Genomic DNA, 12,003 nt, shown 5'->3' on the forward strand with positions numbered 1-12,003 from the left:
GATTTATTATCGGCTTTGGCTTTGCCAAAGCCTTCTTAATCCCACTTTCAACCTCTCACCTCTCACCTCTTAATAATGCCGCCACGCCGGGCAGCACTTTACCCTCCAGGAACTCCAGGGAGGCGCCTCCGCCGGTGGAAATGTGGGACATTTTGTCCGCCACCCCGGCCTTTTCCACCGCCGCAGCCGTATCCCCGCCGCCCACAATGGTTTCGCCCAGGCATTCGGCCAGCGCCCGGGCCAGGCCGAAGGTGCCGGCGGCGAAGGGGGCCATTTCAAAAACGCCCATGGGACCGTTCCAGATCACCGTGCGGGCATCCCCCACCGCCCGGCTGAAGGACTCCACCGTAGCCGGGCCGATATCCAGGGCCATCCACTCCGCCGGCACCTGATCCACGGGCACCACCCGGGGTTGGGCATCGGGCTCGGCCGCCGGGGCCACCACCAGATCCACGGGAAGAAGCAGTTCCACGCCCCTCTCCTTCGCCCGGGCCATCAAATCCCGGGCCAGCTCCAGCCTGTCCCCTTCCACCAGGGATTTACCCATGGGGTAGCCGGCGGCCGCCAGGAAGGTATTGGCCATTCCGCCACCAATTAGCAGCCGGTCCACCCGGGTCAGCAGGTTTTCAATAACGGCAATTTTATCGGAAACCTTGGCCCCGCCCAGGATGGCCGCAAAGGGCCGGGCCGGGTCGGCCAGCGCCCGCCCCAGGACTTTGATCTCCTTTTCCATCAGGAAGCCGGCGGCGGCGGGCAGGAAACGGGCCACCCCCTCGGTGGAGGCGTGGGCCCGGTGGGCGGTGCCGAAGGCGTCGTTCACGTAAATATCGGCCAGTTCCGCCAGCTGACGGGCAAAATGCTCGTCATTTTTTTCTTCCCCGGGATAAAAGCGCACATTTTCCAGCAGCACCACGTCACCGGGCCCCATGGCGGCCACCGCCGCCCGGGGCTCCTCCCCCACGCAGTCGTTGACCTTCACCACCGGTTTGCCCAGCAGTTCCCCAAGGCGGCGGGCCACCGGGTCCAGACGGTAGCGGTCGTCCACCTTGCCCCTGGGGCGCCCCAGGTGGGAGGCCAGGATTACCTTTGCCCCGTGCTGTACCAGGTACTGGATGGTCGGTAAGGCGGCCCGGATGCGGGTATCGTCGGACACGTTGCCCTGACTGTCCAGGGGTACGTTGAAATCCACCCGCACCAGCACCCGTTTTCCATCCACCTCAATATCCCGGATGGTTCTGGGATTCATTCCGTAAGCATACCTCCTCCGACAGGTTTTGCCGTTCGTAATAAAGGCGGACCCCAAGGGCCCGCCGGTGAAAAGCTGGAAAGGGGATCCTTCAGGCTATAGAAGATTACTTTGACATCTTTTGCTAAAATCCTTTTCCGGCCATGTATAAAATTAGATCGATGATGCGGTTGGAATAACCCCACTCGTTGTCGTACCAGGCCACCACCTTGACCATATCCTCCCCCACCACCATGGTGGAGGTGGCGTCCACAATGGCCGAATGGGGATCGCCGTTATAATCGCCGGAGACCAGGGGCAGGTCGCTGTAAGCCAGGATACCCTTCAACCGGCCTTCCGCCGCATCCTTCAGTGCCTCATTTACCTCCTCCACAGTCACCGGCCGGCGCAGCTGGGCCACCAGGTCCACCACGCTCACATTGGGCGTGGGCACCCGCATGGCCATGCCGTTCAACCGGCCCTGGAGCTGGGGCAGCACCAGCCCCACCGCTTTGGCAGCGCCCGTGGAGGTGGGAATTATGTTCACGCCGGCGGCCCGGCCCCGGCGCAGATCCCGGTGGGGCATATCCAGGATCTGCTGGTCGTTGGTAAAGGAGTGGACGGTGGTCATCAGCCCCTTGACTATGCCGAAATGCTCATCCAGCACTTTGGCCACGGGGGCCAGGCAGTTGGTGGTGCAGGAAGCGTTGGAAACCACATGGTGCACGGCGGGGTCGTATTTCTCTTCATTTACCCCCATCACAACGGTCAGGGCTTCCCCCCTGGCCGGGGCGCTGATGATCACTTTCCTGGCCCCGGCGCTCAGGTGCCGGGCCGCCTCTTCCGGGTTCCGGAACCTGCCGGTGGACTCCACCACCACATCCACCCCCATCTCCCTCCAGGGCAGGGCGGCGGGGTCCCCTTCCGCCAGAACGGTGATTTCCCGGCCATCAACCAGGATGGATCTTTCACCGGCCTGCACATCGGCATCCAGGCAGCCGTGCACCGAGTCGTATTTCAACGCATAGGCCAGGGTCTGGGAATAGTTCTCGGACACAGGAACACGCCGGGATTTATGGTTTACAGCCACCACCTGCACATCCGGATGCTTCAGGGCTGCCCTCAAAACAAACCTGCCAATCCGGCCGAAACCATTAATCCCTATTTTCACCGTCATTATTCCTGCTCTCTCCTTTCAATAGTATGCCTTATTAAACGAAATTTATTTGATTATGACATTCTATTCGCCATTTAATCAATTGTTTCCTCCCGGTTTTTTAGAAAAAATAAACACCGGTACCAGCCGGTGCTGAAGGTATTGCCGGGGTATTACCCGCAAGGAATTATCGTTTTGATATAAGGCAACATTACCGGAAATCCGCCGGGCAATATCCCTGCCCCCGTCCGGCGGCGGCGGCTTCCGGCCGGATCAGTAGCGCTTGCGCTGCCTGATGGGCGGAATGCCCAGTTCGTCCCGGTATTTGGCCACCGTCCGGCGGGAGATGCGTATGCCCCGCTGACGGAAAATTTCGGCAATCTGCTGGTCATTAAGGGGTGCCTTTGGGTCCTCGGAAGCCACCATTTCCTCCAGCATCTTTTTGATGCTCTCGGCGGAGGTCATGGTTCCGGCGTCGTTATTCACCCCCGAGGAGAAAAAGAATTTCATCTCAAATACGCCCTGGGGCGTCTGAATGTACTTGTTGGAAGTGGCCCGGCTCACCGTGGATTCGTGCAGGCCCACCAGTTCGGCCACCTGTTTCAAATTCAGGGGCTTTAAATATTTCACCCCGTGGTCCAGGAAGTCCCGCTGCAGTTCCACCAGGCAACTGGCCACCTTGTACAGGGTCAGGCGCCTCTGCTCAATGCTGCGGATCAGCCAGGCCGCGGCATTCAGCTTGCTTTCCACAAAACGGCGGGTCTGGCTGTCGCAGGAATCCCGCTGGTTGAGCACGGAGCGGTAGGTGGAGTTGATGGTAATCCTGGGTAAGGACACATCGTTGACCAGAATGACATAATCCCCCTCCACTTTTTGCACCACCACATCCGGCACCACGTAGCGCACGTCGTTGGCGCTGGAGAAGTTGCGACCGGGCTTGGGGTCCAGGGTTTTGATGATATCCGCCACCCGCTGCACTTCCTGCACACTAACGTTATACTGCTGGGCCAGCCGGTTATACCGGCCCCGGCCCAGGTCCATCAGGTGATCCCGGATAATTTTTTCCAGGAGGGGATCTTTAATGCCCAGCTGCTCCACCTGGATTAAAAGGCATTCCTGCAGTGTGCGGGCACCCACCCCGGGGGGATCAAAGGTCTGGATCAGCTTCAGGGTTTCCTCCACGGCCGGGACATCCACCTCCAGGGCGGCGGCCACCTCCTCCACCGTGGTCCGCAGGTAACCGTGTTCATCAATATTGCCAATCAGGTATTCCCCGATGATCTCGCTCCCGGGAACACCTTTGCTCAAATGCAGCTGAAAAAGCAGGTGCTCCATCAGTGTGGGCGCCTGGCTCAAAAAATTTTCATAGCTGGTGGCCGGCGGTTCCGGATCCTTTTCCACCCGGGGCAGGCCCAGGTCGCTGCTGTCCTGAAAATATTCCTCCCAGTCCAGGTCGTACTGTTCACCGGCCCGCTCCCCCTCCACCTTCTGCCCTTCCAGGGATTCCACCAGCTCCTGGTCCCGCTCCGCATCCTCTTCCCTCAGTTCCAGCAGGGGGTTTTCCTCCAGCTGCTGCTCGATATACATGGAAAGCTCCAGGGAAGAGAGCTGCAGTATGGTAATGGCCTGACGCAACTCGGGGGTCATGATCAGCTTTTGCTGTTGTTCCACGTTCAGCCCGTAACCCAGGCGCATGGTTGTTCACTCCTTAACTTCCCCACTGTAAATAACTAATTCTCTGACCCGGGGTGCTTTTCCTGCCCCATTTCCCTTTATACCAGCATATTCGGACGGTAATTATTTCATCACCGGCCGGAGGTCTTTTCCAGAAGTGAGATGGCTATCCCGGTTACCGCGGGCACGGATCCGGCCGGCAATCTCCTCCAGGCGGCGCAGGCGGTGGTTGACCCCCGACTTGCCCACCCGGGGCTCCAGCATTTCTCCCAGCTCCCGCAGGCTGGCGTCGGGATGGTTCAGCCTGGCCTCGGCCACCTGCTTCAAACCGGGTGAAAGACCGTCCAGGCCCACGGTGGAGGCAATCAGGCGGATATTTTCCACCTGGCGCATGGAAGCATCCACCGTCTTATTCAAATTGGCCGTCTCACAGTTCACCAGCCGGTTTACCTGGTTGCGCATTTCCTTGTATATACGCACATTTTCAAAATCCAGCAGGGCCGTGTGGGCACCCATGATATTTAAAAAGTCAACGATTTGCTCGCTTTCCTTCAGGTAAACCACATACCAGTTTTTGCGCGTGGCCACCCGGGCACCCAGGCCGAACCTGCCCATCAATCGACAAATATCCCGGGCGTGACGGCGGCTGGTGGTGACAATCTCCAGGTGGTAGGTCCCTTCCGGACTGTTCACCGAACCCCCACCCAAAAAGGCGCCCCGCAGGTAGGCCCGCCGGCAGCAGTCCCGGCGCACCAGCTCTTCCTTCAAACCCGCGGTCAGGCGGCCCTGCCCGTCCAGCACCCCCAGCCGTTCCAGTATTTCCTCACCCTCCCCGGCCAGGGGCAGGCGCACCACATACAGGTTGTTTTTGCGCAGCCTGGTCCGGCGCTGTACCAGCACCTGGGTGTGCACACCGAAAAGGTCTTTGAACAGGGAAAATACCTTCCGGGCGGCGGCCGCGTTTTCGGTAACCACGGTCAAAGCGGCCTTCTGCCTTTCGGAGTGCAGGGCACCGTCCATGCGCACCAGGGCGGCCAGTTCGGCCAGCTTACAGCATTGGTCCTTCCCGACGACCCGGGCCAGCTCATTTTTGGTCACTGTTGAAAAGGACAAAGTCCCTCACCACTCTACCAGTATTATACCACATCCCGCCGCCACGGGATCAGATTTTGCTTGCGGCCGGCTTTCCCTGAAATAAAAAACTGCCGGAACACCGGCAAAAGGGGTCGGGTGGGGGTAACTGTCGACTACTTATGACCCGAACCGGCCGCGGGGTTGAATATGCCCACCGGTTCCCCCGGCTTTTTTTCGCCCAGGATCAGCTCCAGAATCAGCCGGGCCAGCCTGTCGGGATGATGGCGTACCACATTGCCTTCCTGCACCAGGTTGCCCCCCACCACCTGTACGCCCAGGCCGGCCAGTTCATCCCGGTCCACGGCCACGGGCGCCGCTCCCTCCCGGCGGTAACGGAGCTTCAACCGGTAGGGGATTTCCCCCTGATGGATCACTATATAATCCACTACGGGTCCGGCGTGGGTCAAAATGGCCTTTAAATGATCGCTGGCGGTATAACCGTCGGTTTCCCCTGGCTGGGTCATCACATTACAGACATAAATTTTAACGGCCCGGGAACGGGCAATGGCCTCGGGAATCCCCCGCACCAGCAGGTTGGGCAGTATGCTGGTATACAGGCTGCCCGGTCCCAGGACAATGGCATCGGCCCCGGCAATGGCCTGCAGGGCTTCCGGCAGGGGCAAACAATCCCCCGGTTTTAAAAAGACCCGTTTTATGCGCTTCCGGCATAAAGGAATGGACGACTCCCCATAAACCAGCGTGCCGTCGGCAAACTCCGCCCCCAGCACCACATTTTGCAGGGTGACGGGCAAAACCCGCCCCCGGATGGCCAGCACCTTGCTCAAACCCTGGACCGCTTCGTGAAAACCCCCGGCCACCTCATTGAGGGCGGCCAGCAGCAGGTTGCCCAGGTTGTGCCCGGCCAGTTCGCCACAGTTAAAACGGTACTGCAGCAGTTCTTCCATGAGGGACTCCTTGTCGGCCAGAGCCACCAGGCAGTTGCGGATGTCCCCCGGGGGCAGCATACCCAGATCGCCCCGCAGGCGTCCGGAGCTTCCCCCGTCGTCGGCCACGGAAACAATGGCCGTAATATTGCTGGTAAACTGTTTCAGTCCCCTTAACAGAACGGACAGACCGGTACCTCCGCCAATCACCACAATGCGGGGACCCCGGCGCAAATACTGGCGGGTATACAGGATATCCGCCAGGCAGCACTTATCTTCCGGGGCCAGGGCGTCCACCACCGACCGGAAGGCCTTCAATATACCGAAAACCAGCGCCGGCAATCCCAGGACCAGCAAAAAAACGCCGCCCCAGAAGGCACCGCCGGGACCGAAAAGATCCCGGAACCAGATGCGCAGCAGCACCTGATACTCAAAGGGCAGCAACTGGCCCAAAAGGCCGATGCCTGCGGCCGCCAGGAGCAACCCCCCGAAGGCCAGGGCCAGCCAGCGCTTAAAATGCAGTCCCGGGTAAAACCACTTCAGCAGGTGCATTTCTTTCACCTCCGCGCAATATCCCGGTGCCGCACGGCCACCCGGTAACCCTGTTCCCGCAGGTGGGCGCCCAGCAGGTTGGCCAGGGTCACGGAACGGTGCTGCCCCCCGGTACAGCCAATGGCCACGGTTAAAGTGGTTTTACCTTCCTGGATAAAGTGGGGCACAAGAAAGTCCATAAATTGAAAGAACCTTTTCATGAATTCCTGGCTCACCGGGGTACGGCAGATAAAATCCTGCACGGCCGCATCGTTACCGGTCAGCTGGCGCAACGCCGGATCGTAATGGGGATTGGGCAGGAAACGCACATCGAAAACCAGGTCGCTGTCCAGGGGAATACCGTATTTATAACCGAAGGAAACCACCGTTATGCGCAGGGAAGCGGCGGCGCCGTCCCCGAACAGGGCGGCCAGTTCTTCCTTCAACTGGTGGGGTGTCAGGTCGGAGGTATCGATGATCTTATGCGCCCTGCCCCGCAGTTCCCGCAAACGGGAACGCTCTTCCCGGATGCTCTGCAAAACTTCCCCATCCACACTCAAGGGGTGGCTGCGCCGGGACTCCTTGAAGCGCCGCACCAGGGTGGCGTCGGCGGTCTCCAGGAAGAGAATTTCATAGCGCAGGCCCTCCTGTTCCAGGTCGGCCAGCACCTCGAAAAGGGCGTCGAAAAACTCCCCGCCCCGGATATCCACCACCAGTGCTATTTTATTAATCATCCGGGAGGATTGTGAACAGAGCTCCACGAACTTGGGGATCAATGTGGGGGGCAGGTTATCCACACAAAAGAAACCCAGGTCCTCCAGGATGCGCAGGGCGGCGGTTTTGCCGGCGCCGGAGAGGCCGGTGACAATAACCAGACGCACGAAAAACACTCCCTAAATGTACTGGTACCGGCGCGATTCACGCTGCCGGCTCGCTGACCTCAACCCGGCACTCACCGGTACCGGAAATTTTCGCAATGATTATGATGATTATATTCTACATCCGTCCCCCTTTCCCTGCCGGGAAAGAAAAGGGCACCACTTACGGTGCCCGCTGGGCCGTTATTTCCCGGCCAGGCTGGCCTTGAGCCGGTCGATCACCTTCACCGGCCCCGGGTCCACCCCGTAGAGAAAGGCCAGGTAAATGCTGGCATAGTCCCCCAGGTAAATCAAAGAATACAGCCTGGCCAGGCCGTCCCGGCCGGTGGCCGTTACTTCCGTCACCCCGGCCACCGCCTTTTCCATGATTTCCCGGGTAACGGCGTAACGCAGCACCACCCGGGGATGATCCCGGGGATCCCGCAAAATAACGATGTAAAGCCTTTGCAAAAGTTCCGGCGGGTACTGGAAGCCCACCAGTTCGTTGTGGTTGAGTTCGGGGAAAACGTTCCAGTAGGCCGGTGCCTTGGCGTTTTCATTGACCTGCCCCTTCCAGCGCTGGGCCACCACTTCCGTGGTGCCGCTGGCACCCCAGATTACCGGGATGCGGTTGTGGAAATTTGCAGCCATCTGCTTGGCCGGGTTTTCGTCCAGGGGGACCTCCGGCTTATACTTTTCCCGCAGGGATTGCAGGTGGCGGCTCAATTCCTCCACCCCGGCTTCCACGCCGGAAAGCATACCCATCCGGCTGAGCACGGCCAGGGTGGGAATAAACAGGTAACCGGTGGCCGCCCGGGGGGCGATACCCGCCGGCACGGTAATCACCGGCACGCCGTCCGCCAGGGCCATTTCCTTGAGCCTGCCGCCCGTGGTCAAAACCACCAGCCGGGCCCCCCTTTCCCGGGCCTCCCGGTAGGCGCTGAGGGTTTCCTCGGTATTTCCGGAATAACTGACGGCAAAGACCAGGGTTTGGGGCCCCACAAATTGGGGGAGCACATAGTCCCGGTTGACCACCACCGGCACGGACAGCCGTCCACTGCCGTAGACCCGCAGCAGATCCCCGCCGATGGCCGAGCCCCCCAGGCCGGTCACCACCACCTGCCGCACATCCCGCCCGGGGGGCAGGGGTGTGGCCAGCCCCAGTTCCCAGGCCCGGGCGCACTGGTCGGGCAGGTTCCAGAGGGCCTCCAGCATTCCCATGGAATCACCTGCATACATGGCCTGCCAATCGTTTAGTATGGTCAAAATATCTACCTCCTTTTTCTGGAATAAGGCCGGGCCCCTCCCGGAAGATAAGGGGACCGGGACAAAACAATCATAAACCGCCGGTGAAGATAAATACCAGCGATGCCCACGCCCTTTACGGGTGGGAATTTCCAGGCGGGAGAGTGAAAAAAGCAGCCTGTCCCCTTTTTTAGCCGGGTTTTATTTCCAGCACATCCTCCACATAGGCCCGCAGCACCTCGGCCACACCCCAGGCCTGGGCAATGGCTCCCCGGGGGATGACCGGCTCGTTCCCGTCAAAGATCTCGGAAATATAACCCACCCCGTGCTCCCGGAGATGCTCCCGGAAGGGTGCCAGGAAACGGGCCGCCAGCAGCCGGCTGGCCGGGGAGTAGTTGTACACCCGGCGCAGGGCGGTGACAAAGGGACCCATCAGCCAGCTCCAGACCGTCCCCTGGTGGTAGGCGCCGTCCCGCTGCCGGCGGTCGCCGCCGTAGACACCCCGGTAGCGGGGGTCGTAATGGGACAGGGAGCGCAGGCCGTAGGTGGCGTAGAGCTCCTGCCACACCCGGCGCAGGATCCGGGCCCCCCGTTGGGGATCCACCAGGGTAAAGGGCAGGCTTAAAGCAATCACCTGGTTGGGACGCAGGGATGCATCCCCACCCTCCGGGCCAATGACGTCGTATAGATACCCCCCCTGATCGTACCAGAACTTCTTCAGGAAGTTATCTTTACACCGCACCATTATGTCATCGTAGGGAAAATCGTCTTTGTAGCGGCCGGCCAGTTCCCGCAGGATGCACAGGGCGTTGTACCACAGGGCGTTTATTTCCACCGGCTTGCCGTGACGGGGGGTGACCACCCACTCATCCACCCTGGCGTCCATCCAGGTAAGCTGCACCCCGGGAGAACCGGCGGCCAGCAGGCCGTCTTCATCCACCCGGATGTTAAAACGGGTGCCCCTGATGTGGTGATCAATGATTTCCCGCAATACCGGATAAATGTTCCGGCGTACAAACCGGTGATCCCCGGTGTATTGCAAATATTTCCATACGGCCTGGAAATACCACAGGGAAGCATCCACCGTGTTATACAGGGGCTCCTCCCCTGCATCGGGAAAGGTGTTGGGCAAAAGCCCGTCCTTACAGTACCGGGCAAAGGTGAGCAGGATCTCCCGGGCGTCGTCATAACGGCGGGTGACCAGGGTCAGGCCGGGCAGGGCAATCATGGCATCCCGCCCCCAGTCGCTGAACCAGTGGTAGCCGGCAATGATGCTTTTGGCGCCGGTGGAACGGCGGTGAACGATAAAGGCGTCGGCCGCCCGGACCAGGGAACGGGCAAAGGAATCCCGCTGGCCGGCCCGCTCCACCAGCTCATGGGAGCGCCGGGTTTCCATTTCCAGCAGCGCCTCCCCGTCCAGGGTGAAGACTTCTTCCAGGGTGGCGATAAAAGTGATGGTTTTTTCCTCCCCCGGCGCCAGGGCGATGGTGAAGTTGCCGGGAATATAGTGATCCTCCCGGGCGGGAAGCCCCCTGTTTTGCTCTTCCGGGTAAAACATATCGTAAAACCAGTCATCCCGCCCGGTAAAACCGCCCTCGCTGCAGACCAGGTGCAGGGCGGGCACCTGGGGAACGGCCCTTACCGCCACTCCCCGGGGAATTTCTTCCCGGGCGAAATTGATCTGTCCCCGCCTGGTGGTCCAGTGGAAGTCCCGGCAGTTGACCAGGGGGATCAGGCGCAGTACCGCCGGGGAAATACCGTTAGAAATACGGTAAAGGATAACCGTGGTATTCTCCCCGTAAATCATGAAAATCTGCTTTTGTAGAAAGATATCGGCAAAAGAAAAAATAAAGGTGGGAAATGTTTCCAGGGACACCCGCTGCAGGTGCACATAGCCGAATTCGGTAACTCCCCCGCCGGTATGATTGGTGGCTAGGTTGTATGTACGACCCTGCACCTCCAGGCGTTCGTCCACCTTGGACAGCACCAGGGTGCGCTTCACCGGCGGTGAAAGGGAGGCGATTAAAAGGCCGTGGTATTTACGGGTATTGACGCCGATAATGGAAGAAGAGGCGTAACCGCCAAGACCGTTGGTGACCAGCCATTCCTTTTGAATTCCCTGTTCATAACTGCGCCAGTCCCCCTTGCCGAAGCACACCCCCTCTCCTCCTTCCGCAAAGGGCGGGCGATAATCCGGGCCATGGTGCATATGTTGATCCATAACTACACCCTCTATTCCAGTTTCGGGTTCAGGGTTCCGGTCTTTTGAAAAAGTTATGTGGTCTTCAGCCACCCCGCCTGCTGACGGGCCAGGACCACGGCGCCCAGCAGGCCCGACCGGCTCCCCAGGGCCGCCGGTACCAGGCGCACCTGCTCCCGGGACTTCTTAAGCGCCCGCCGGTCTATCTCCCGCTCCATGGCTTCCCAGAGGAGAGGTCCCGCCTGCATGGCCCCTCCTCCCAGGACCACCGTATCGGGGTTGAGCAGGTTGATGATGCCGGCCACGCCGATGCCCAGCATCCGTCCGGCGCCGGCAATAATCTCCCCTGCCTCCCGGTCGCCGGCCGCCGCCGCCCGGGCCACCGCCCCGGCGGTGATGGCCTCCCGCTCACCGCCGGCGGCCTCCAGGATGGCCTTTCCACCGCCGCCTTCCACCAACCGGCGGGCCTCCCGGGCCATGGCCGTCCCCGAGGCCACTGCTTCCAGGCAGCCGTAATTGCCGCAGTTGCACCGGGGGCCGCGGGGATCAATGGTAATATGCCCTATTTCCCCCGCCCCGTAACCGGTGCCGTGATAGAGGCGGCCGTTCAAGATCAGTCCTCCCCCCACCCCGGTGCTTACGGTGATATAAACCATATCTTTCGCCCCCCGGCCGGCCCCACACATATACTCACCCAGGGCGGCCAGGTTGGCGTCATTCTCCACCGCCACCGGTACCTGCAGCCTTTCCTCCAGCAGGGATTTCAGGGGCACGTCATGCCAGCCCAGGTTGGGAGCCTGGTAGACCACACCGGTGGAAACGTTTAAAGGACCGGGAGCGCCTATCCCCAGGGCAACGGCAGGGCCGTCCGCCCCGGCCTCCCGCTGCACCTGCGCCACTGTCTGTATAATTCTGTCAATCACGTGCCGGGTGCCCGCCCCCGCTTCCGTAGGTACCTTCACCTCAGCCAGCAGGTTGCCTTCCCGGTCGGCCAGGGCGGTATAAATCTTTGTCCCCCCCAGGTCCACGCCAATTACAAACCGGGACATTTTTCCACCTCTTTAGCCGGGGAGCACGATTTCACAAAAACCGGGAAC

The 12,003-nt window shown here is 60.5% G+C and carries 9 protein-coding genes; all 9 read right to left on the reverse strand.

What is annotated here, in order from left to right; translation table 11 throughout:
* Positions 1-55 precede the first annotated feature (55 nt).
* On the reverse strand, positions 56-1,246 hold the full coding sequence (locus tag GFC01_RS08180; RefSeq protein ID WP_194174870.1) for a phosphoglycerate kinase: 1,191 nt from the start codon (positions 1,244-1,246) through the stop codon (positions 56-58).
* Between the two features lie 124 nt (positions 1,247-1,370).
* Positions 1,371-2,402 carry a type I glyceraldehyde-3-phosphate dehydrogenase gene (gap, locus tag GFC01_RS08185; protein ID WP_152946148.1) on the reverse strand — a complete coding sequence of 344 codons (1,032 nt, stop codon included), beginning with the start codon at positions 2,400-2,402 and terminating at the stop codon, positions 1,371-1,373.
* Positions 2,403-2,654: 252 nt separating this feature from the next.
* A complete protein-coding gene (gene rpoN / locus GFC01_RS08190; protein ID WP_152946149.1) occupies positions 2,655-4,076 on the reverse strand; it encodes an RNA polymerase factor sigma-54 in 1,422 nt (473 codons plus the stop codon).
* A 102-nt stretch (positions 4,077-4,178) separates the two neighbouring features.
* Entirely contained in the window at positions 4,179-5,168 is a 990-nt protein-coding gene (gene whiA, locus GFC01_RS08195; RefSeq protein WP_152946150.1) for a DNA-binding protein WhiA, read from the reverse strand.
* A 134-nt stretch (positions 5,169-5,302) separates the two neighbouring features.
* Positions 5,303-6,625, reverse strand: coding sequence for a gluconeogenesis factor YvcK family protein (locus tag GFC01_RS08200; RefSeq protein WP_243137355.1), 1,323 nt, complete (start codon positions 6,623-6,625; stop codon positions 5,303-5,305).
* Positions 6,626-6,630: 5 nt separating this feature from the next.
* The gene (gene rapZ, locus GFC01_RS08205; RefSeq protein WP_423244377.1) at positions 6,631-7,485 is read right to left on the reverse strand and encodes an RNase adapter RapZ; all 855 of its coding nucleotides are present in this window, start codon (positions 7,483-7,485) and stop codon (positions 6,631-6,633) included.
* Positions 7,486-7,665: 180 nt separating this feature from the next.
* Positions 7,666-8,727, reverse strand: a complete 1,062-nt coding sequence (locus tag GFC01_RS08210) for a bifunctional phosphoglucose/phosphomannose isomerase (RefSeq protein WP_243137357.1) — start codon at positions 8,725-8,727, stop codon at positions 7,666-7,668.
* Between the two features lie 169 nt (positions 8,728-8,896).
* Complete coding sequence (locus tag GFC01_RS08215) at positions 8,897-10,927, reverse strand: amylo-alpha-1,6-glucosidase (RefSeq protein WP_423244378.1); 2,031 nt, start codon at positions 10,925-10,927, stop codon at positions 8,897-8,899.
* A 53-nt stretch (positions 10,928-10,980) separates the two neighbouring features.
* Positions 10,981-11,955, reverse strand: coding sequence for an ROK family protein (locus GFC01_RS08220; RefSeq protein ID WP_152946151.1), 975 nt, complete (start codon positions 11,953-11,955; stop codon positions 10,981-10,983).
* Between the last annotated feature and the right edge of the window lie 48 nt (positions 11,956-12,003).

The organism is Desulfofundulus thermobenzoicus (genome assembly GCF_009428905.1).
In the GTDB taxonomy this organism is placed as follows: Bacteria; Bacillota; Desulfotomaculia; order Desulfotomaculales; family Desulfovirgulaceae; genus Desulfofundulus_A; species Desulfofundulus_A thermobenzoicus.